Consider the following 22,123-nt stretch of genomic DNA (forward strand, 5'->3'; position numbering starts at 1 on the left):
TTCATAACGCGGGCAGAGCTCAAATCGTTTCCACTTTCGTGTCCGCTGCTGGCGAACACGCTTACCTCAGAGCTGTGGCTTGACGATCGGGAACAGAATGGTCTCTCGGATACCCAGACCGGTCAGCGTCATGAGCAACCGATCGATTCCCATTCCTGTTCCGGTCGTCGGCGGCATCCCCTGTTCCATCGCGGCGAGGAAGTCCTCGTCGAGCACCATCGCCTCGTCGTCACCCGCTGCGGCCTGACGCGCCTGGTCCTCGAAACGTTCCCGCTGAATGACCGGGTCGACGAGCTCGGAGTACCCGGTGGCCAGCTCGAATCCACGGATGTAGAGGTCCCACTTCTCGGTGATACCGGGCTTGCTGCGGTGCTGACGGGTCAACGGCGAGGTCTCGACGGGGAAGTCGCGGACGAAGGTCGGCGCGAACAAGTCGTCGCCGACCTGGTGCTCCCACAACTCTTCCACTAGCTTGCCGTGGCCGTAGATGGGCTTACCGTCCTTGCGAGGAACGTCGAGCCCGACCTTCTCGGCCAGCGAGAGAAGTTCCTCGACGGACGTCTCGGGGGTGACATCGACGCCGATGGCCTCGGACAACGACGGGTACATCTCGAGGGTCGTCCACTCGCCGCTCAAGTCGTACGTGGTGCCGTCGGGGAGGAGGACGATCTGCGATCCAAGAGCCGCCTGCGCGACCTCCTGGATGAGCTCGCGCGTCATCGTTGCCGAGTCGTCGTAGGTGCCGTATGCCTCGTAGGTCTCGAGCATCGCGAACTCGGGCGAGTGCGACGAGTCAGCGCCCTCGTTGCGGAAATTCCTGTTGATCTCGAAGACCTTCTCGATGCCGCCGACCACGCAGCGCTTGAGGAACAGTTCCGGAGCGATGCGCAGGTACAGGTCGGTGTCGAGGGCGTTGGAGTGCGTGACGAACGGCCTGGCAGCAGCGCCTCCGTGCAGCGTTTGCAGCATCGGGGTCTCGACTTCGAGGAAGCCCCTCCGTTCGAGGGCGGCGCGCAACTCGCGAACGACCGCGACCCGCTTGCGAGCGACCTCACGAGCCTCGGGACGCGTGATCAGGTCGAGGTAACGCTGACGAATCCGCGTCTCCTCGTTCAATTCCTTGTGCGCGACGGGCAACGGGCGAAGTGCCTTGGACGCGATCTGCCATGCGTCCGCCATCACGCTGAGCTCACCACGGCGGCTGGAGATGACCTCACCGTGGACGAAGACGAAGTCGCCGAGGTCGACGTCCGACTTCCATGCCGCTAGTGCATCCTCGCCCACACCGGCGAGGCTGATCATCGCTTGCAGCTGGGTGCCGTCGCCTTCTTGCAGCGTGGCGAAACACAGCTTGCCGGTGTTTCGAACGAAGATGACTCGGCCGGCGACGCCGACGAGTTGACCCGTCGTGGTGTCGGCCTCGAGGCTCGGAAAGAGATCGCGGACCTGACGGAGAGAGTGGGTCCGCGGGACGGAGACCGGATAGGCCTCCCGCCCCTGTTCGAGCAGGCGGTCCCGCTTGGCACGACGAATCCGTAGCTGTTCCGGAGTGTCGTCGGTCGTCGGGGCGGCTGCGTCAGTCACAGGCACACACATTATCTGTCACGTGCGACAAAGACAGAATCAGTGCGCGGTGACGGCCTCGGCCTCACGAACGCAGTGCTGGGCCTTGGTCAGAACGCCGAGCAGACCTGCGGACTTGAGTGCCTGGTAGCCACCGACCAGGTCGGTGGCCTTGGACAACCCCAGTTCCTGCAGCGACGCTGCCGCCAGCGACGAGGTGTATCCCTCGGAGCAGATGACTATCCACTCGACACCGTGATCGACGGCGGCCGCGAGGCGCGCATCCGACGTCGGGTCGAGACGCCACTCGAGGACGTTGCGTTCGATGGCGAGTGCTCCCGGCAGCGTCCCTTCGATGGCTCGCTGCGCCTGTGGCCTGATGTCGACGACGATCGCGCCGCGCGCGACTGCGTCTCGCAGTTCGAAGACGGTCATTCGCTGAATCTTGGTGCGCGCCTCCTCCAAGAGCTCGACGATCGTTCTGCGCGTTGGACCGACGGGAGCGGCAGTGGTCATTTCGAGGGTCCTTCGGGCTCGTCGGTCAGCTCGGTTCGGGTTCTTCGTAAAGAGGACTTGTCGGTCACCTCGTAGTACGACATCGCGGTCAACGGTGGCGAGTACGCGTGCACGCTCAGTGTCGGGGTCAGCAACTCGTCCGCAGGCGCGGGAGCGATGGACGCCGGTGCCCTCATCACGTCGTGCACCCAACCGAGCGGGAACGAGGCCTGGTCCCCTGCCTCGAGGCGACGACGCTTGAGACCGACACCCGCCCAACGATGTTCGACGAGGGAGCCGCTGAGAACTGTGAGCGCACCGAGCGACCCGGCGTGATCGTGCAGCTCGGTGGAACGATCGGGAACCCAACTGATGAGCCAGACATCCAGGTCGTCATCGGTATGCAGGCGGGTGGACCACCGTTCGTCGGTCGGCCAGGCACCACCGTCGGGAAGGAGGTGATCGAAGCGACCTTCGAGGACTTCGGATGCACCCTGATCGGTGATCCGCAGCAGGTCGTGCGGACGCAGGCGTGTGGGAAGCGTCAGGTGCGGGGCAGATGACGGGAACACAGATCCAGAAAAGACAGGTGTGGAAAGCACGGAAACTACTCCAGGATCGGTAATTGAACGAGGCAGCGGTCAGCCTCGACAACACTCCTGGGGTCCCATGCACGTCATCACGGTGAAGATTCTGGCACAGCACTCCGAATTTGGCTAGCGCACGCGTCGTTTCGCTTGATTACGCTCGAACACCAGCCTCAGCCCTTCGAGCGTCAGGTCTGGTTCGTGATGCTCGATCGCCGAACTCTCGGCCATGATCAGCGGCGCACTGTCTCCCGTTCCGATCACCGCGACGTCGGTGCCGGAGAACTCGGGCAGCTCCCGCCTCACTCGCCCGACGAGACCATCGACCAGCCCCGCGAACCCGAAGACTGCACCCGCCTGCATGCACTCGACCGTGTTCTTGCCGACCACCGATCGTGGCCGCAGGAGTTCGACCTCGCGCAGCGCGGCCGACCTGGACGACATCGCCGCAGCTGACACTTCCAGACCCGGCGCGATAGCTCCGCCGAGAAATTCCCCCTTGGCCGAGACGACGTCTACGCAGGTCGTGGTGCCGAAATCCACGACGATGCAGGCACTTCCGTACAAATCGTGTGCAGCGAGGGTGTTCACGATCCGGTCGGCACCCACTTCCTTGGGGTTGTCGACGAGCAACGGCACACCGGTTCGAACACCGGGTTCGACGACGACGTGGGGAACGTGGTTCCAGTACCTTCCCAGCATCGTTCGCGTCTCACGCAGGATCGACGGCACGGTCGACAGCGCGGACACACCGGTGATCTGCTCCACGTCGTTGCCGATGAGACCGCGCAACATCAGAGCCAACTCGTCGGCGGTGACGCGAGGATCGGTGCGCATCCTCCAGTCGCGAAGAAGTTTTGCGTGATCGCCGCTACCGCTGAACAAGCCGAGGGTCGTCGACGTGTTCCGAATGTCGACTGCGAGCAGCATCGCTACACCAGAACCGAGTCCGCGCGCAGCGTCCTCGGGGTGATCAATCCGGAGCCCTCGGGCGCATGCGCTGGATCGGTCCCGAGATCGACAGGTGCGTTCTTCTCGTCGACGAACACCACTCGCGGCGCGTAGTCCTTGCATTCCTGCTCGTTCATCACGCCGTAGGCGATCAGAATCACCAGATCACCCGGGTTGACCAGATGTGCTGCAGCGCCGTTGATTCCGATGACTCCACTGCCTCGCTCACCAGTGATCACGTACGTCTCGAGCCGCGCCCCGTTGTCGATATCGACGATGGTCACCTGCTCGCCTTCGAGAAGATCAGCTGCGTCCATCAGATCCTGGTCCACGGTGACCGAGCCGACGTAGTGCAGGTCTGCATGCGTCACCGTGGCGCGATGAATCTTCGACTTCATCATCGTGCGAAACATTTTCTCTCCCTAGCTCCGTCGATCCACTGCATTGCCCAAATCAGGTCGTTCCGCGGGCTCCACTGCCATGCCCAAACCGGGTCGTTCCGCGGGCTCCACTCCTGCTTCGAGGAAACCGGTGCCGACCGCAACCCCCACGTTGTCGATCAATCTGGTTGCGCCGACCTTCGCCGCGACCAGCAACCTGCCGTCACCGCGCTCCGGCGCGTCACCCAGGTCGACGCCTCGCAGTTCGAGGTAGTCGACGGCGACCTCGGGGACCGCATCGAGCACACCGCGCGCTGTGGCGAGGATCGCGTCCGCTCCCCCGGCCGCTGCATGCGCGCCCGCTACCAAGGCCGCGGACAGCACCATGGCCGCTTCCCGTTGCGACGCATCGAGATACCGGTTACGCGAGGACAACGCGAGGCCGTCCTGCTCTCGCACAGTGGGTACGCCGAATATCTTCACGTCGAAATTCAGATCCCGCACCATCTGCCGGATGAGGGTCAGTTGCTGATAGTCCTTCTCGCCGAAATACGCCGCATGAGGTGACGCGAGCTGAAGGAGCTTCGCGACCACGGTGAGCATTCCCGCGAAGTGCGTCGGCCGCGACGCACCTTCGAGCTCGCTACCCAGCGGCCCTGGATGGACCGTCGTTCGTGGTCCCGCCGGATACATGTCGGAGACCGACGGCGCGAACACGAGCTCGACGCCTTCCTCTTTCAGCAGTTCGACGTCGGATTCGAGCGTCCGAGGGTAGGCGTCGAGATCCTCGCCGACGCCGAACTGCAGTGGGTTGACGAAGATCGACACGATCACCACCGAGCCGGTGCGCTTCGCCTGCCGCACGAGGTGGATGTGACCCGCGTGCAATGCGCCCATGGTGGGAACGAGCGCCACCGTCTTACCCACTGCCCGTAGAGCTTTCGAGACCGACGTCACCACCGCGGGATCGTGATGGACGGTCAGTTCGCCCGCCTTGTAAGTTCCTGCGAGCGTCATTGTTCACCTTCCAGAAATTCGACGAGTTCGGCTCCGGCATCGACTCTTTGCGCCGAACGCAAGGACAATGCGCGGTAGCCGGCCGCAATGCGCGGATCCACCGCTGTCAACACTTCGAGGTGTTTCCGCACGGCACCCAGGTCACCGCGAGCAACGGGCCCGGTCAGTGCCGACTGGCCGCTCCGAAGCACGTTCTCGAGCGCTGCCGTCACCAACGGCGCCAGAACACGCTGCGCCAGTGCGTTTCCCGGCTCACTCCGCGCGATGCGCTCCGAGCCGGGTTCTGCGTAGATGTCGGGTTCTGGGTCGATGCCGGGAAAGCCGGGGCCGTCCAGGGCCACGCGCAATGCGTCGACTGCATCGGCGATCAACGTGACGAGATGGTTCGAACCATGCGCGAGGGCTGCGTGATAGAGCGCACGGTTGGCCTCGGCCACGTGTACGGGTTCGCCGCCCAACTCCAACACCAGTGCCTGCGCGACGGCGTAGCCGATCTCGTCGGACGCGGTGATGCCGAAGCACGCGGAGGCGAGCCGGTCCGTGTCCTCCGAATGACCGGTGAACGTCATCGCAGGATGAATGGCGAGCGGAATTGCACCGAGGGCGGTCAGCGGTGCGAGCACGCCGATCCCGTTGGCGCCGGAGGTATGAACCACTAGCTTCCCCGGTGCGATCACACCCGTCGCCGCGAGTCCTGATGCGAGCGAAGCAAGTTCGTAGTCAGGGACCGACAACACGAGCAGCTCAGCTCGGGTCGCGACCTCGTCGATCGGAAGAATCTGGGAATCGGGCAACCGCGTCGCCGCGCGGTGCCGCGAATCCTCCGACACAGCCGAACAACCGACCACGAGATGCCCGACGCGCTCCAGCGCCTCGCCTAACGCCGTTCCCACACGTCCTGCAGAGACGATTCCCACCGTCAAACGCGCAGGGGCAGGGTCGGCAGTGAACTCGGATGAGGTCACCGATGTACTTCCTCTCGTTCGTTCCAGTCCCGCGCTGCGGGTACCGGACGTCCTGAACGAAGGATAGCGGTAGGGCCACCGCACCTGCTACCGCGCTGAGCAGTGATCTACTTCACCCGACCGGAGGTGAACGATCAATCCGCGCGACGACGGTGCCTGCGCTCGGAGGGTTCGCTGTCACCTGACTGCAGGCCTGCCATGATCTCGGCGACCGACCGACCGTTGGAGTGGGCTCCCGAGTTCTCTGGAGAGTCGGGTTGAGCGCGTCGCCGGCGGCGAGGAGTGGGCTCGGGCAGGTCCCAGTTGCCTGACGATGCGTCGGTGGACTCCTGATCGACCACAGGCTGCGGGTCGGCCACAGGCTGCGGGTCGGCCACAGGCTGCGGGTCGTGCGAATCCGGGACAGCCGCGTTGTCGAGGTTGCTCCACCCACCTTGGCTCTGCACCGCTTCGGGCTCGGGCTCGGGCAGGTAACCGCCCCAGGTATCGCTACTGGTCGACGGTTCGACCGGAACCGGAGCTACATGGTCGTCGGCGCCGGGCTCCGGCACGGCCTCCTGGTACGAGGCGGCAGGAGGTGCATCGAAGTCGTTGACTGGGCCGGCGGACTCGACGTACGCCTGCGCGGCGACGAACGGCTCGGGATCGCCGACGGACGAGGTCCCGGCGTACGCCGGAAAGTTGGAATCCTGCGACGGGCCCGATGCACGCGGCGGCGTCGGAACTCGCCTACCACCACCGGGAACGCGTGGTTCTGGGCGTCGGGACGGCGGCACTCGGCCCGAGTCGGGACCATATCCCCGAGGTGGCTCGGTCCCGATCGGGGTGTCGGGGAACAAGATGGACGTTTCGGCGGTGACGGGTTCGTCGTACGGGGTTGCCAATCCCGGCACAGACCCAGCGGGAGTCGGGTCGTCGGCGGCCTGAGGCGCGGCGACCGGACCATGCTCTGCGCCGTTCGTCCCGGGTACGCCCTGACGGCCAGGTATGTACAGACCCGAGGGCGCGGGCTGATAACTGTCGTAGTTGCGGCCACCACCGAGTTCCTGCATTCTCGTTGCTTCCGCGCGGAGAGCGACCCTCTCGGTGGGGAGGTTGCCGTCGAACAGCATCTGTAGGTTGTTTCGCAGATGCGCTAGCTCGGCTCGCAGTGCAGCTACCTCGCTGGTCTCGATCTGGACCTCGCTGCGGACGCGAGCCTCCACGCCGAGCTCGTATTCGCGACGGGCGGAGATCTCACGGGCCAACTGCAGCTCGTACACCGTCTGAAGGTCTTTCGCCTTGGTCTGGTCGGCGACGGACTCGCGTCGGTACTTCGTCATGGCGAAGGCGCCGACGATGGCAGCCCACAATGCGGACACCAGGCCGACGCGGAGCCATTGAATGTTCTCGCTGAACAACAGAAGAACACTCGCGGCGATGCCGAAGACGACCAGTGCAGCGATGAAGACCTGGCTCGCACTGCGCCGCGAGCGGCGGGCGGCTTTCGCGCGAGTCGGTTCGGTCATGCCACCAAGGGTAACCGCCCAGTCATCGACAAACGGTCAAGCTGGTTTGTGGTTCGCCACAGGAGTCCGAAAATCATCCGGCGTGAGCCCGAGGGATGTCATCTTCGATCGTCCGACCCGTCCTTGGGCGTCCGGCAGCAGTGTTCGAGCCACAGAGCGGCGCCGACGAGCGCAAGTGCGGCGACGAGACCGATGACGGCGCCTGCCCTGTCGTCGGCCGCCGCTCGCACCGTCGCGGCCTGTGGGAGGACGTGGAGCAGAAATCCCACCCACGCACCCGTCACAGCGGCTCCCACCAGTGCGGATGCTTTGGCCAGGGCCACAGCTCGCGCGGCGGTGATGGGGTGCAGCTGTTGTGGCCCGTCGCCGATCCGGCTTCCTCCGATGCGTGACCGGACGACGAACGCAAGAATCATTTCGCCGAGCGCAATCGGATAGAGCGAACCACCCGCGACGACGGAGATCGGCGGCAAGGATCCGTAGAACGACCGTACGAGGAGCCACGTCGCGACGGCTGCGACAACGCCGATCCCGAGGAGGTCCCACGCCCTGGTCGGCTTCACCTCGTTCACGCGGACGTGTCCAGTGTCATGTCGGTTCTGCGCACGCTGTCGCGTTCGGACTCCGGTAGGGCCCCTAGCCACGTCGCTGTCGGTTCGACGTCGTCACCCACCCTCAGCGTGGCGTCCGGTTCTACGTCCAACCACGGGACCAGGACGAATGCCCGTTCGTGAGCGCGTGGGTGCGGTAACAGCAACGATTCGTCGCGGTTGACGATGTCCTCCGGATCCCGGCACACGACGATGTCCACGTCGAGGCTGCGCGGTCCCCACCGCACGACACGAACGCGTTCGGCAGCTGCCTCACGTTCGCGGGCGAACTCCAGCCACTCGTACGGTCCACGATCTGCGTCCTCGGCCACGACGACCGCGTTGAGAAAATCCTGCTGCTCGACCCCACCCCAGGGCGCGGAAGAATAGACGGGGGATGCCGCGACGAGGCGTGAACCGAGAGCCTCGGCGACCGAGCGGAGATGGGCCAGGGAATCTCCGACGTTGCTGCCGATCGACAGGACCGCCCGGCTCACGCGCCGGCCCGCGTCCGGTGCGCGACGACCGCGACGTCGGCGAACTCCAACGGAATAGGCGCCGACGGCTTGTGCAGCACCACCTCGACGGCGTCCACACGCTCGTCCTGCATGACTGTGTCCGCGATCTCGGCGGCAACGGTTTCGATGAGGTCCCGCGCAGGACCCGACACGATCGCGGCAGCGGCCTCGGCAAGTTCGCCGTAATGCATGGTCTCGGTCAGATCGTCGGTCGCAGCCGCGCGCCGGAGATCCATCCACACGACGATGTCGACGACGAAGTCTTGACCGTCTCGCTTCTCGAAGTCGAATACCCCATGGTTGCCGCGAACGGTCAAGCCGCGCAACTCGATTCGGTCACTCACCCTGCATCTCCCTGCCACGCTCGAACTACGGCGACCGCGTCGAGACTCGAACGCGCGTCATGCACCCGGACGCCCCACGCACCACCCGCTACAGCGAGCGCCGAGACGACCGCCGTCGCGATCTCGCGCCCGTCCGGTGGGCGCGGAACTCCGTCCCTCGCCAACAACGATCCGAGAAAACGTTTGCGCGACGCCCCGATCAACACGGGCATACCCAGCTCGACGAACGTAGGAATCGCTCGGAGCAACTCCCAGTTGTGATGCGCGTTCTTGGCGAATCCGAGACCGGGATCCAACACGATGTTCGACGCCTCCACACCTGCCGCGACCGCGCGCGCAACTTGTTCTTCGAGCTCCCGCCGCACGTCCGCGACCACATCGTCGTATTGCTCGGCAGCGCCCGAATGCGCGAAGTCCTCGTTCGATCGCCAGTGCATCAAAATCCATGGCACACCCGCATCGGCGACCACGGCTGCCATGTCGGGATCAGCGCGTCCACCAGAGACGTCGTTGACGATCGACACGCCGGCGTCGATGGCCGCCGCAGCCACCGACGCGCGCATCGTATCGACGCTCGTCGTGATCCCACGAGCGCTGAGGGCCGCAATGACAGGGACCACGCGGTCCGCTTCGACACCCGGATCGATTCGTTCGGCGCCTGGGCGTGTCGATTCACCGCCGACGTCGACGATGTCGACACCGAGCTCGTGCAGCTCCACGCCGTGAGCTACCGCCGACTCGACGTCCAGATAGCGCCCACCGTCCGAGAACGAGTCGGTGGTCACGTTGAGTACCCCCATGACCACGGGGGCGTCGGGCAACGTCATTTGCGCAGAATGAGATCCAACGCCTCGGACCGCGACGCCGCACTCGATTGGAACAGGCCCCGCACAGCCGAGGTTGTGGTGCTCGCACCCGGCTTGCGGATACCGCGCATCGCCATGCACAGGTGCTCCGCCTCGATCACGACGATCGCCCCACGCGGATCCAACTTGCGCATCACCGCGTCCGCGATCTGACTGGTCAGACGCTCCTGGACCTGAGGCCGCTTGGCGTAGAGGTCGACGACGCGTGCGAGCTTGGACAGGCCGGTGACTTTGCCGTTGCTGCCGGGGATGTACCCCACGTGAGCGACACCGTGGAACGACACGAGATGGTGCTCGCACGTGGAGAACATGGGGATATCGCGAACCAGAACGAGCTCCTGATGGCCCTCGTCGAACGTCGTGTTGAGGACCGAATCGGGATCGAGGTACAACCCGCCGAAGATCTCTCGGTAGGCCCGCGCCACCCGTGCAGGGGTGTCGACCAGCCCGGCGCGGTCCGGGTCCTCACCCACGGCGATCAGCAGTTCACGCACGGCAGCTTCCGCACGCGGCTGATCGAAGGTATTGCCGGTCGCAACCGCGACAACATCGCTCGGCTCCGCTGCAGCGCCTTCTTCGTCGATCTGCCTGACTGACACGTACCTTCTACCTCCACCGATCGGGCCCACGGGTCCATCGGAACCCGACGAGCCGATTCACATGCTCCGCTTCGAGTCCTCCGTGGCCGATGTCGCCGCGGGAACTCGTCGTGTCAGCCTATCGCCGTGCACGGACAGGTCCGACTACTGCCCGTTCGGACCTTCCCAGCGCTGAGTGCGAGGGCCGTCGTCGCCGTCTCGATCGGTGTCGCGTTCCTCAGGTTCGCGGTGCCCACCCGAAGGCAGCCCGCCCAGCGGATCCCACTGTGATCCCGCCGGATCCTGGTACCGAGGCGCCGGAGCCTGCGCCGGAGGGGTGTAAGCCTGGGTGTTCTGACCCTGCTCGTCACCGTGCGCGTCCCGATCGTTGCCGGGCTCCCGATACTCCGGTGGCTGGTACTGCGGGGGGCGGTACTGGGGCGACTGGTACGCGGGAGGCGACTGGTACTGCGGCGATTGATCGGAGTAGCGATTGCCGCTACTGCGGCCGGCGTCCGAACCCGACGTTCCCGAGTCACGGGGCGGCCAACCCGGTGCCGACCATCCGGCCGGTGCACCGTAGTCCGGCCGCGCAGGCTGCGGCCGCGACTCGGGGTTGCGGTAGGAACCGCCGGAGTAACCCCCACCGGAGTGCTGCCCCGAACCGCCCTGTCCACCGTTGTACGGCGCGCTGCCGTACGGCAGTCCACCGTTGTTGGGTCCACCGTTGTTGGGTCCACCGCTGGCAGGCGCACCATTACTCGGCGCACCATTTGCAGCACCGTTGCTCGGCCCACCGTTCGTGGGTGCACCGTTGCTCGGCCCACCGTTCGTGGGTGCACCGTTCGGAGGCGCACCGTTCGTAGGCGAACCATGGGTTGGTGCACCGTTGTACGCGTTACCCGGTCCGTAACCGTTCGGACGGCTCACACCGTTGTAGCCCTCGGGAGCTCCCTTGGACAGCTGCGGCGATCCGGCGTAACTGGGCTGCGGGAACTGCTGCGGCGGAACCACTTTGGGAGCAACCGGCTGCGGAGGCCACGGCTCGCCGCGCTCGATCGCGAGCTCACCGGGTGTCTTGACCGGAGGCTTGTCCGACGGAATGCGGTCGCCGAAGTCGTTGAACAGAGTGATTCGAGGTCGCTTGGTCACGCCAGTGAAGATCTTTTCCAGATCCTTACGGGTCAGTGTTTCGCGCTCGAGCAGTTCGGTGGCCAGGATGTCCAGCACGTCGCGGTATTCGTTGAGGATCGCCCACGCCTCGGTGTGCGCAGCCTCGATGAGGTTGCGTACCTCCTCGTCGATTTCACGTGCGACCTCGTGCGAGAAGTCGGACTGCACGCCCATCGACCGACCCAGGAACGGATCACCCTGTTCCTGGCCGTACCGGACCGCGCCGAGCTTGCTGCTCATGCCGTACTCGGTGACCATTGCGCGGGCGATCTTCGTTGCCTGGTCGATGTCCGAGGACGCACCGGTGGTCGGCTCGTGGAAGACGAGTTCTTCTGCGGCACGTCCACCCATCGCCATGACCAGTCGGGCGAGCATTTCCGACCGCGTCATCAGGCCCTTGTCGTCCTCGGGCACTGTCATCGCGTGGCCGCCGGTGCGCCCGCGGGCCAGGATGGTGACCTTGTAGACGGGCTCGATGTCGGGCATAGCCCACGCCGCAAGCGTGTGCCCGCCTTCGTGGTACGCCGTGATCTTCTTCTCGTGCTCGCTGATGATGCGACTCTTGCGACGTGGTCCGCCGACGACTCGGTCGACCGATTCTTCGAGCGCCGCCTCGGTGATGACGGTCCCGTTCTCGCGCGCGGTGAGCAGGGCGGCCTCGTTGATGACGTTGGCGAGGTCTGCGCCCGACATACCGACGGTGCGCTTGGCCAGACCTTCCAGGTCTGCGTCGTGTGCGACGGGCTTTCCGGCGGAGTGCACCGCCAGAATCGCGCGACGACCTGCGAGGTCGGGGGCACCGACCGGAATCTGGCGGTCGAATCGGCCCGGACGCAGTAGCGCTGGGTCGAGGATGTCGGGGCGGTTGGTCGCCGCGATGAGGATGACGCCGGTGCGCTCCCCGAAGCCGTCCATCTCGACGAGTAGCTGGTTGAGCGTCTGTTCACGCTCGTCGTGGCCACCGCCCATGCCGGCGCCGCGCTGGCGACCGACGGCGTCGATCTCGTCGACGAAGATGATGCACGGGCTGTTCTGCTTGGCCTGTTCGAAGAGGTCGCGCACACGGGAGGCGCCGACGCCGACGAACATCTCCACGAAGTCCGAGCCGGAGATAGTGAAGAACGGAACGCCTGCTTCACCGGCAACCGCGCGCGCCAGCAAGGTCTTGCCGGTTCCGGGAGGGCCGTAGAGCAGGACTCCGCGGGGAATCTTCGCGCCGAGCGACTGGTAGCGCGCCGGGTTCTGCAGGAAATCCTTGATCTCGTACAGCTCTTCGACAGCTTCGTCTGCACCTGCGACGTCCTGGAACGTCGTCTTCGGCATGTCCTTGCTGAGCTGCTTGGCCTTCGACTTTCCGAAGCCCATGACTCCACCGCGACCGCCGCCCTGCATACGGCTCATGATGAAGATGAATACGCCGAGCAGAAGGAGCATCGGGAGGACGAAGAGAAGGAGCGACGAGACCCAGCTGTCCTGACTGACGACAGTGTTGTAGCTCTCGAGGCCGTCGTCGCTCACCTTGTCGAATATGGTCTGCGACGCCGAGTCCGGGTATTTGGCGAGAATCTGCGTCTCGTTGCCGGTGTCGTCGTTACCGTTCTTCAGGTAGAGACGGACCTGCTGTTCGCGGTCGTCGATCTGTGCTTTGTCGACGTTCTTCGAATCGAGCTGCGCGATCGCCACCGACGTGTCGACGGTCTTCCAGCCGCGTGTGTCGTTTCCGAAGTAACTGAAGGCGAAGATCACCAGCAGAATCCCGAAAACGATGGCCAGGTTCCGTATAACTGTCTTCCGATTCATACAGCTTCAGCCGAGACGGCCTCGTCCTTTCCAGTCATCTCCAACGCGCGGCTCCGGCCGCGCACCGGATACTCCAGGCTACCGCGCACAGTCGCGCCGTACCCGAAGTGCGTCCGAGGCCCGACGTGCATCGAACCCTCGGCAGTGCTGCAGTTCGTTCACACTTCCCTCGTCCAACGTCCCCCACGCCCGTCAGGTTCCCGAACAGCATCGGGTTCGCCCCCCGGCTCGGGAGCGATTGTGTCAAAACGCGTAAGCCGAGGACACCCCTCCTGCGTTTTACTCGTTATACGTCATGACATCGAAGGTCAGGGGCAACTGCTCGGAGCGATCGGCTGAGGTGAACGTCGGGTCCATGGCGGCCGGCCCGCCTGTCGAGACCAGCTGATCCAGGGCTTCCTCGCCTGCCAACTTCGAAGTGAGCTCGAACGAATCGAACACGAACGGAATACCGTTCGCATGCAACGGATCCGGGCCGTCCATCACGTGAAAGTGCAGATGCGGCGCATCGGTGTTTCCGCTGTTGCCGAGCAGCCCGACTTTCGTCCCCGTCTTCAACTCGTCACCCACCGCGACGTCACTGGTGCTACCCGTCTTCAGATGGGCGTAGAACGCGTAGTGCCCGCCGCCCAGATCTTGCACGACGTGGTTACCGCCGTACTGATCGACAGGAAGTCCGACTGGACTGGTGCCTGCTGTTTGTTCGGGAAGACCGTCGACAACTGCCACGACGGGCCCGTCGCCGACGGCATGTATCTCGTCGCCGAAATACGCGTAGCTCTCGAGCACGTTCGCTGGACCGTCGAACATCTTGCCGTCCTGGTTCAGCTGGACATAGTCGATTGCGAAGCGCTCCGCAGCGAACAGCCCTCCCCCGATCGGATTGACTGCCCCTCGATGCGGCGTCACGGCGCAGCAACCGTTTCCGTCGAGCCACCCGCTGCCACGAAGAGGTGGGGAGATCACCACCGGAGAAGAGTCCGGCACATCCGTGTACGCAATATCCTCGGTGAGGGTAGTCGGGACCAGGGGCGGAGCTGCGTTCTCCGGCGTCGCGGTCACGACGTGCCGTAGCGATCCGGGCACCTGAGCAGGGTCGTCGAATGCGACGTCCACCCACACGATGCCGCTCTGCCCCGGTCCCAGCACCGTTCCGGGCGTAGCGGAACCCAGAACTCGGAGCCATGCCGGAAGCTCGGCGGCGTCCAGCGTCAGAAGGCTGTCGCCGTCGCTGCGGACTTCCACGGACTCCAGCGTCACCGGCTGTGCCAGTACGTTGGTGAGAACGAGCTCGTAGACCAGGTGGGTTTTGCTGTCGGTCGCGAGGACTGGTTCGGGCGCTTCCAGCACACGACCGAGCACCGGCGTGAACTCGGGAGGTGGCTCCGCCGCGGACGTGGTCGGCGAAGATTCGGACAAGCTGACAGAAGGGGTCGATTCGGTCGAATCAACCGAGCCCTCGGTGGAGGACGAGCAGGCCACGGCCACGATCGCGACGGTAACCATGCAGGCGCACTTCGACAGAGTGGTTCTGCGGTTCATACAGATGAATGTAGGCCTGCCGACGAGGTGACCGTCGCGGTTCCGCAGTATCGAATCAACTGCTTCCACCAGGCGTAACGCCGTCGCTGGGTCTATGGTTGGTCTCGTGCAGCCAGGCTCGGACAGAGTCACCGCAGACGAGAACACAGTTCGAGCCAGCTCGGGCACCGTTCCGGTGATGGCCGACGCGTCCTCGACCCGCTCCACTGTGCCTGTCGGCGTCGACCTCGAGGTCGACGCGGTGCATCGCCTGCACCGCGCGTGGAACGCGATCACCACCAGCGGGGCACCCGAACCGCCTGTTCTCGCCGACTACCTCCCCGACTCGGATGTCATCCGTCGTCGATGGCTCGAGAAGTTGATCTCCGTCGACCTCCAGGAACGCTGGCTGCGGTTTCGGATGCCGAAGCGCCTGCACGAGTACTGCGCGGAGTTCGACGAGATCGACGCTCGGTCTCTGCCTGCGGACCTCATCTACGAAGAATTCTGCATTCGACGCCAGAGCGGTGACTCCGTGTCGCCGCCGGAGTATCTGACCGAGTTCCCCCATCAAGCTGCCGCGCTCGCCGAACTGCTGAACACGATGGTCGGCGAGCCGACGGCCCAACATCCTCCCGACCTCGACGGAACACTGACGGGCCGACCCACCGGGGCCTACACGTCAGAGATGACGGCGACCTCGGATGCGACATCGACCGCCGGGCTGGCGTGGACTCGTCCAGGTTCGCCCGGCGAGCTGGAGGATCTCGACGTCGGCGAGCGAGTGGACGACTTCGATCTCCTGATGGGCCTCGGTCGAGGAGCATTCGCCCGTGTCTTTCTGGCGCGCCAACGGTCGATGCAACGGATCGTCGCGGTGAAGATTTCCGAGGATCGCGGCAGCGAGCCACAGACTCTCGCGCAGCTCGACCACGACTACATCGTGCGTGTCTTCGACCAACGTCTGCTTGCAGACCGAGGTCTTCGCCTCCTGTACATGCAGTACGTGCCAGGCGGAACCCTGCTCGAGTTGCTGGTACGGGTGCGCGCATGCGAGCCCAGCGAGCGAAGCGGCACACTGCTCCTCGACGTCGTCGACACGGCACTCGACGCCCGCGGGAGTCTGCGCCCCACCGATTCGACTGTGCGACAGTCTCTTTCTGCACTGTCGTGGCCGGAGACCGTAGCGTGGCTGGGGCGACGACTCGCGGAGGCCCTGCACTACGCCGGTGAGCACGGCGTGCTGCATCGGGACATCAAACCGGCCAACATACTGCTCACCGCGGAGGGTGTGCCGAAGCTGGCCGATTTCAACATCAGTTTCTCCGACCAGGTCGACGGCGACAGCCCGGTCGCCTATTTCGGCGGCTCGCTGTCGTACATGTCCCCAGAGCAGTTGGAAGCCTGCCATCCGGGCAGACCGGGTAGCGCCGAGGATCTGGACACCCGAAGCGACCTGTACTCGCTGGCGGTCGTGCTGTGGGAGCTCCTGTCCGGCAGAAAACCGTTCGACGACGCCTCGCCGGCATCCGGAGACGGCGACCGGACGGTCATCGACGGGCTACTCGAGATGCGCCGCGCCGGAATCAGCGACGCTGCCGTCGCCGCCCTCCCGCCGGATTGCCCGTCGACGCTGCGCCGCGTGCTGACCCGATGCCTCGCACCCTTGCCCGAGGACAGATGGTCGACGGGCCAGGAGCTGGCCCAGCAGTTCGAGCTGTGCCTCGACCAGCACGCGCGAGATCTCGTCGACCCGCCTCCGACGAGTACTCGGTTTCGGCTACGAAAACTCACAGTCCCGACGATGACGGCCGCCATCGGCATTCCCAACGTCACCGCGGCGTTCTACAACTACCAGCACAACAAGGCCCTCATCATCGGCGATCTTCTGCCCGTCGCGCAGGATCAATTCGAGACGATCACCGCAGTGATCAACGGGGTGTTCTGGCCCGTCGGGCTGGCCATGATCGTGTACTTCTTCCGACGGGTCCTGTCCGTTCCCCGTGCCCTACGCGCAGGCAAGCCCGTCTCGGACGACGATCTCGCAGCCGTGCGGTACGACACTCTGCAGGTCGCAGGCCGCGTGGTCGCGGTGTGCCTCGGACTCTGGGTATGTGCGGGGATCGCATTTCCGGTGTCGCTGCAGATCGCTGCCGGTTCGGTGCCGGCCCAGGCATACGTCCACTTCATCGCATCGCTCGTAGTGTGCGGAGCCATGGCGACGGCATACCCGTTCTTCCTGGTGTCGCTGTTCGCCGTGCGATGCCTGTACCCGTCGTTCCTTCCCTACGGACGAGCCGGTGAGCGGGACGACGTTCTGCTCGCCAGAGCCAGCAGGCGCAGCATCGGCTACCTGACCGTGGCCGCGGCAATTCCCCTGGTCGCCGTCGGCGGTCTGACTTTCGTTCCAGCGGAGAACATTCCGGACATACTCGACGTCGTACGGGTCGTCTGCGTCGGCGGGATCGCCGCGTTCGTGGCGTCGTACTCGATTTTCCGTCTGATCGAGCGCGACCTCGGAGCGCTACGCCGCGTCGTGTCCAGGAACTAGCCGCCGTAGACGCGGGGTTCGAGGGTTCCGATGTAGGGCAGGTCGCGGTAACGCTCGTTGTAGTCCAGTCCGTACCCGACCACGAACTCGTTGGGGATATCGAAACCGACGTGTCCGACCTCGACGTCGACCTTGATGGCATCCGGCTTACGCAGCAGCGTGACGACTGACAACGACGCAGGATTCCGCGTCGCGAGGTTGCGCTTGAGCCACGACAACGTCAGCCCTGAATCGATGATGTCCTCGACGATGAGCACGTGCCTGCCGTTGATGTCACGGTCGAGGTCTTTGAGAATGCGCACCACGCCGGACGACGACGTCGACGAACCGTACGAGCTGACCGCCATGAACTCGAGCTGCGTGGGAATCGGCAGCGCACGCGCGAAATCGGTCATGAACATGATCGCGCCCTTGAGGACACCGACCAGAAGAAGATCACCCTCGGGCGCGCCCACCGGATACAGCTTGGCGATCTCCTCGGCAAGCTCCGCGGTTCGAGCCTTGATCTGCTCCTCGGAGATGAGAATCGATTCGATGTCGCCCTCGTACACGGCGCGTCCCTTCGTAGGTTCTCGTTCGTTCACGGATTCCCTGAAAAGCCCCTCAGGCTCCACTCCAGCCTCAATGGTCATTCCGCAGGCTCCACTCCAGCTCCGTGACAAGCCTGCCACGCCGACGCCCCACCACCAACCTCGCACCGTCGGGCGCGCCGCTCACAGCAACGCCCCCTTGCCCACGCCACTCTCCGATCAAATCGTCGACCAACCGTAACTGCTTGTCCGACAGCCCTTTTGCGCCATTGCGCAGCAACCACAGACGTAGAGTTCGTCGACGAAGCGCCGGAGGTACGTCAGTGAGCACCGTCACCGACAGGTCGTCGCCGGCGCCCGCCGAGTGGAGCAGGTCCACCGCCAGTGCGTCGAGAACCTGGGAATCCTCGCGGACCTGAGTCGCGGTCCGGCCGAGTGCCTGGGCGACGCCGCCGCCCAGCACGTCCTCGAGCAGCGGCAGCACTTCGCGGCGCAACCGGACCCGGGAGAAGGCGTCGTCGACGTTGTGTGGGTCCTCGAACGCGGCGATTCCGAGGTCACCGCACGCCTGCCACGTCACCGACCGTCTCACCCCGAGCAACGGTCTCCCCCACGGCGCGTCCCATGGGGCCATACCGGCGATCGACCGCGGTCCCGACCCACGCGAGAGTCCGAGAAGGACGGTCTCCGCCTGATCGTCGAGCGTGTGCCCGATGAGTACCGCCGACTCGCCCCGCGCATCTCGAAGCGCGTCGTAGCGGGCGCGCCTGGCAGCAGCTTCCATGCCGCCGTCGGTTCCGACAGTCACCGTCAGCACCCTCGCGTCGACGCAACCGAGTGCCGTCGCCTGCCAGGCTGCGGTAGCGGCGACCGCGGCGGATCCGGACTGCAGACCGTGATCGACGACGAGTGCCACCACCTCGGGGGCCTCGGCCGCCGCTGCCGCGGTCAGTGCGAGAGAATCCGCGCCACCGGACAGCGCAACGGCCACTGGGCCGGACCAGTACCGCAGCCACGAACGCACGGCGAGGCGCACCTCGAGGATCGCTGGTGTCTCCGGCAGCATCAGCCCAGGACGCGCGCGATCCACCGGTCCGGATTCTCGATCTCGTCGAGCAAAGGCAGGGTGCTCGCGTCGGTCCAAATGACGTTGAAGCGTTCCATTCCCACCGCACCGACCACATGATCGACGAACGCTTTGCCGCGGACGTACTGCGCCATCTTCGCGTCCATTCCGAGCAAGGCTCGCACGACGCGCTGCAACGGGTTCTGCTTACGCCGACGTCGGCTGTCGAAGGCGCTTCTGATCTGCGCGACCGACGGAACCACAGCGGGCCCTACCGCGTCCATGACGTGATCGGCATGCCCCTCGAGCAAGGTTCCGAGGACCAACAGACGGTCTATGGCGTCGCGCTGCGCGGCGGGCTGAGTGGCACGAAGCAGTCCGACGATTCCTCCGTCCTCGGCCTTGTCGGACGCTTTGCGAGCCTTGAGTGCGGTGGTCAATCGGCCGGCGAACTCGCCCATGGGCTCGTCGACTCCGTCGGAGAGGACCGCCACCGAACTACGCATGTACTCCCCGATCCACGGCGCGGAGGAGAACTGGACTCGGTGCGTCACCTCGTGCAGGCACACCCACAACCGAAAATCGCTCGGCGGAACCTTCAATGCTCGCTCGACCGCGATGATGTTGGGCGCGACGAGCAGAAGTGTGCCGTGCTCGCCGGTAAAGGGGTCGTACTGCCCGAGGATGGCGCTGGACAGAAACGCAAGCATCGCGCCTGCCTGCAGCCCCGCGGGCTTGCCGGCGAGCAGTCCCGACGGCTCGGCGTCCGAGTCACCGGTGAGGTGCTTCATGGACGCTGCTGCTGCTTCGATCCACCCAGCGCGAGTGACGATCTGCGCCTCGGGAACCGGGAGACCGTCGGCCAGTCCTGTCGTCTCCCGAACCGGCCCTTCGGCACGAATGGATGCCTGTGCGAGTTCCTCGACGGCCGTTTCCGCGGTGTAGCGCGAGGTCGCCGGTTCCTTCGGAGCCAGCTTGGCACCGGTCTTGGACGCCAGGGCCCAGTCGACGGCGCCGCCGATTCCACGCGATTCCGACTTCTCGTCGTTGGTGCTCTCTACGTCCGTGTTCTTGGCATTCACCGGCAACCACACAATCTGAGCGTCGACGCGACGGCGTCCAGTGCGGGCCGCGATACCTCGGGCGGCCGATCGTTGGACATCAGCGCGAACGTGAGTGCCCTGCCATCCACATCGACGACGTATCCGGCGAGAGCGCTTGCGTTCGACAGTGTGCCAGTTTTGGCACGTACCCATCCGGCGCCGATGCGATCGTTGCTTGCGTAGCGGTCCGACAAGGTGCCCGTCGAGCCTGCAACGGGTAGGTAGTCGAGCATCGGGCGCAACTCCGGTTTGTCCGACCCAGCGGCCGAGGTCAATATCTGGTCGAGGATTCGAGCGGGAATCAGATCGTCGACCGACAGCCCGCTCGTGTCGTGAAGTTTCATCCCGGTCAGGTCGTAGCCCGCAGAGAACAGGGTCTGACCGATCGAGTCGACCGCACCGGTGAACGACGGCGACGCGTTGGTCTCGATGGCGATCTCTCGACCGATCGCCTCGGCCAGAACATTGTCCGACCTACCCATCATCTGTCCGAGCCGATCACGCAGCGGGGCTGACTGGACGCTCGCCACCTGGTCGGCACCTTCCGACGCGGTTCCGAGCGTCACCCGCGCGGGGTCGATTCCCAGCCCCCGTGCGAGTGCTCGGCCTGCGTCGAGGGCAGGTTGGGCGCTGCGAGGAGACTCGTCCTCCAACGGTATCGACCTGCCGCCGTCGAGCATGATCGGTTCGATCGGCGTGATGTATCCGGCGGCGACGTCGGGCTCGAACCATCCCTGCGCCATCGTGGGACCGTCGTAGATCGAGGTGTCGACGACGATTCGATCCACCGGAACCGAAGACCGCTTGATCTGTTCCACCATGTCGTCGATCCGCGCTGCACCGGGATAAAACCCTGGAGTGCCCGTCGGCTGCGCGGTCATGGTCGGATCGCCTGCAGCGACGATGACGATCTCGCCCTCGCTCTGGCCTTTGACCACCCGTGTCGTGACGCGGTGTTCGGGCGAGAGTGCCAACATCGCGGCGGCTGCGGTGAGGACTTTCGTCGTCGACGCAGGTGTCATCGGGTTGTCACTGCCGGTGGACCACAGGACCTCGCCACTGACGGCGTCGGCCACCATCCCGGCGAACTCGCCCAGTTCAGGAGCGTCCACGACGGGGGCGAGCGCCGCAGCAAGCCCTGCCGCGCTCGGCACCGGCGCCGATTCGGGCACCGGCACGATGGCGGGCGCCGGAATGACCGGGTCGGGCTCGGGCGCCGTCGGAGCCGCGGAGTCCTCACCCGAGGTGAGCGGCAAGATCGCCGCGACGGCCGTTCCGCCCGCGGCCAGAGCTACGACGACGCCGAGAATCAGAAGGATTCGAGTGCGACGCCGCTTACGGCCTGCGGTCGGGCCGAGAGATCGCTTGGTCAACCCCGCCACCCAATCCTCTTTTCGGTATCGAATCTCTGCCCGGTGGCAGTTCCTCCAACAGTATCCTCGGGTCCGGTACGCTGGCGCCGCCACCACAGCGCGTCGAACAAGACGCCGCCAAGTACAAAGAAGAGCGAGGTCTGCACGTGCCGTTCGACGTCACCATCGAGATCCCCAAGGGTCAGCGCAACAAGTACGAGGTCGACCACAAGACCGGTCGTGTACGCCTCGACCGCTACCTGTACACCGCGATGGGATACCCGGCCGACTACGGCTTCATCGAAGGCACCCTCGGCGAGGACGGCGACCCGCTCGACGCGTTCGTGTTGCTCCCCGAATCGGTGTTCCCCGGCGTCATCGTCGAGGCCAGGCCCGTTGCCATGTTCAAGATGGTCGACGAGGCGGGCGGCGACGACAAAGTGCTGTGCGTTCCAGCCGGCGATCCTCGCTGGGATCACATCCAAGACCTGAGCGACGTGTCGACCTTCGAGCTGGAAGCCATCAAGCACTTCTTCGTCCATTACAAGGATCTGGAGCCGAACAAGCACGTCACGGCAGCAGACTGGGTGGGGCGCGCAGAGGCAGAAGCCGAAATCGCTGCATCGTTCAAGCGTTTGGCGGACAATCCGGAGCACTGAGAAGAA

General features: G+C 65.1%; 21 protein-coding genes. 2 read left to right on the forward strand and 19 right to left on the reverse strand.

Annotated elements, in window-relative coordinates; genetic code table 11:
* Positions 1 to 66 precede the first annotated feature (66 nt).
* The 15 genes from lysS to D8W71_RS27235 all read right to left on the reverse strand — a co-directional run bounded on the left by lysS (position 67) and on the right by D8W71_RS27235 (position 14,877).
* Entirely contained in the window at positions 67 to 1,596 is a 1,530-nt protein-coding gene (gene lysS / locus D8W71_RS27165) for a lysine--tRNA ligase (protein WP_442972002.1), read from the reverse strand.
* A 27-nt stretch (positions 1,597 to 1,623) separates the two neighbouring features.
* Entirely contained in the window at positions 1,624 to 2,079 is a 456-nt protein-coding gene (locus D8W71_RS27170; RefSeq protein ID WP_121118281.1) for a rhodanese-like domain-containing protein, read from the reverse strand.
* Positions 2,076 to 2,630, reverse strand: a complete 555-nt coding sequence (locus D8W71_RS27175; RefSeq protein WP_201265209.1) for a cysteine dioxygenase — start codon at positions 2,628 to 2,630, stop codon at positions 2,076 to 2,078. The genes D8W71_RS27170 and D8W71_RS27175 overlap by 4 nt, the downstream gene beginning before the upstream one ends.
* A 144-nt stretch (positions 2,631 to 2,774) precedes the next feature.
* Positions 2,775 to 3,575, reverse strand: a complete 801-nt coding sequence (locus D8W71_RS27180; protein WP_121118283.1) for a type III pantothenate kinase — start codon at positions 3,573 to 3,575, stop codon at positions 2,775 to 2,777.
* A gap of 2 nt (positions 3,576 to 3,577) precedes the next feature.
* Entirely contained in the window at positions 3,578 to 4,009 is a 432-nt protein-coding gene (panD, locus tag D8W71_RS27185) for an aspartate 1-decarboxylase (protein WP_121118285.1), read from the reverse strand.
* A 9-nt stretch (positions 4,010 to 4,018) separates the two neighbouring features.
* Positions 4,019 to 4,993: a pantoate--beta-alanine ligase gene (gene panC / locus D8W71_RS27190; protein WP_236077629.1), complete on the reverse strand. Its 975-nt coding sequence runs from the start codon at positions 4,991 to 4,993 to the stop codon at positions 4,019 to 4,021.
* Positions 4,990 to 5,958, reverse strand: coding sequence for a Rossmann-like and DUF2520 domain-containing protein (locus tag D8W71_RS27195; RefSeq protein ID WP_121118287.1), 969 nt, complete (start codon positions 5,956 to 5,958; stop codon positions 4,990 to 4,992). Before D8W71_RS27195 ends, panC begins: the two co-directional genes overlap by 4 nt.
* A 134-nt stretch (positions 5,959 to 6,092) precedes the next feature.
* On the reverse strand, positions 6,093 to 7,466 hold the full coding sequence (locus D8W71_RS27200) for a DUF6779 domain-containing protein (RefSeq protein ID WP_121118289.1): 1,374 nt from the start codon (positions 7,464 to 7,466) through the stop codon (positions 6,093 to 6,095).
* Positions 7,467 to 7,564: 98 nt separating this feature from the next.
* Positions 7,565 to 8,029 carry a DUF3180 domain-containing protein gene (locus tag D8W71_RS27205; protein WP_201265473.1) on the reverse strand — a complete coding sequence of 155 codons (465 nt, stop codon included), beginning with the start codon at positions 8,027 to 8,029 and terminating at the stop codon, positions 7,565 to 7,567.
* A 5-nt stretch (positions 8,030 to 8,034) separates the two neighbouring features.
* Complete coding sequence (gene folK, locus D8W71_RS27210; protein ID WP_121118293.1) at positions 8,035 to 8,553, reverse strand: 2-amino-4-hydroxy-6-hydroxymethyldihydropteridine diphosphokinase; 519 nt, start codon at positions 8,551 to 8,553, stop codon at positions 8,035 to 8,037.
* On the reverse strand, positions 8,550 to 8,918 hold the full coding sequence (folB, locus tag D8W71_RS27215) for a dihydroneopterin aldolase (protein ID WP_121118295.1): 369 nt from the start codon (positions 8,916 to 8,918) through the stop codon (positions 8,550 to 8,552). Before folB ends, folK begins: the two co-directional genes overlap by 4 nt.
* Positions 8,915 to 9,745, reverse strand: coding sequence for a dihydropteroate synthase (gene folP, locus D8W71_RS27220; protein WP_201265210.1), 831 nt, complete (start codon positions 9,743 to 9,745; stop codon positions 8,915 to 8,917). The genes folB and folP overlap by 4 nt, the downstream gene beginning before the upstream one ends.
* Positions 9,742 to 10,368 (reverse strand): GTP cyclohydrolase I FolE, encoded by a 627-nt coding sequence (gene folE / locus D8W71_RS27225; RefSeq protein ID WP_121120008.1) that lies wholly within the window; start codon positions 10,366 to 10,368, stop codon positions 9,742 to 9,744. The genes folP and folE overlap by 4 nt, the downstream gene beginning before the upstream one ends.
* Before the next feature lie 159 nt (positions 10,369 to 10,527).
* On the reverse strand, positions 10,528 to 13,335 hold the full coding sequence (gene ftsH, locus D8W71_RS27230; protein ID WP_121118297.1) for an ATP-dependent zinc metalloprotease FtsH: 2,808 nt from the start codon (positions 13,333 to 13,335) through the stop codon (positions 10,528 to 10,530).
* 279 nt (positions 13,336 to 13,614) lie between these two features.
* Entirely contained in the window at positions 13,615 to 14,877 is a 1,263-nt protein-coding gene (locus tag D8W71_RS27235) for a M23 family metallopeptidase (protein WP_236077630.1), read from the reverse strand.
* A gap of 106 nt (positions 14,878 to 14,983) precedes the next feature.
* Between D8W71_RS27235 and D8W71_RS27240 the strand changes: the two genes are divergently transcribed.
* Positions 14,984 to 17,407 (forward strand): serine/threonine-protein kinase, encoded by a 2,424-nt coding sequence (locus D8W71_RS27240; protein ID WP_236077631.1) that lies wholly within the window; start codon positions 14,984 to 14,986, stop codon positions 17,405 to 17,407.
* Here the strand turns inward: D8W71_RS27240 and hpt are convergent.
* From hpt to dacB, 4 genes are all read right to left on the reverse strand, one after another.
* Positions 17,404 to 17,958, reverse strand: coding sequence for a hypoxanthine phosphoribosyltransferase (gene hpt / locus D8W71_RS27245; protein WP_121118301.1), 555 nt, complete (start codon positions 17,956 to 17,958; stop codon positions 17,404 to 17,406). The genes D8W71_RS27240 and hpt overlap by 4 nt on opposite strands.
* Positions 17,959 to 18,028: 70 nt before the next feature.
* The gene (tilS, locus tag D8W71_RS27250; RefSeq protein ID WP_442972003.1) at positions 18,029 to 19,027 is read right to left on the reverse strand and encodes a tRNA lysidine(34) synthetase TilS; all 999 of its coding nucleotides are present in this window, start codon (positions 19,025 to 19,027) and stop codon (positions 18,029 to 18,031) included.
* A complete protein-coding gene (locus D8W71_RS27255) occupies positions 19,003 to 20,025 on the reverse strand; it encodes a zinc-dependent metalloprotease (RefSeq protein ID WP_236078164.1) in 1,023 nt (340 codons plus the stop codon). Before D8W71_RS27255 ends, tilS begins: the two co-directional genes overlap by 25 nt.
* 56 nt (positions 20,026 to 20,081) lie before the next feature.
* Positions 20,082 to 21,488, reverse strand: a complete 1,407-nt coding sequence (gene dacB, locus D8W71_RS27260) for a D-alanyl-D-alanine carboxypeptidase/D-alanyl-D-alanine endopeptidase (protein ID WP_121118305.1) — start codon at positions 21,486 to 21,488, stop codon at positions 20,082 to 20,084.
* A gap of 137 nt (positions 21,489 to 21,625) precedes the next feature.
* Here dacB and D8W71_RS27265 point away from each other — a divergent pair, with 137 nt between their 5' ends.
* Complete coding sequence (locus D8W71_RS27265) at positions 21,626 to 22,117, forward strand: inorganic diphosphatase (RefSeq protein ID WP_121118307.1); 492 nt, start codon at positions 21,626 to 21,628, stop codon at positions 22,115 to 22,117.
* Positions 22,118 to 22,123 lie beyond the last annotated feature (6 nt).

Origin of the sequence: Rhodococcus sp. P1Y (assembly GCF_003641205.1) — a bacterium.
Lineage (GTDB): Bacteria > Actinomycetota > Actinomycetes > Mycobacteriales > Mycobacteriaceae > Rhodococcoides.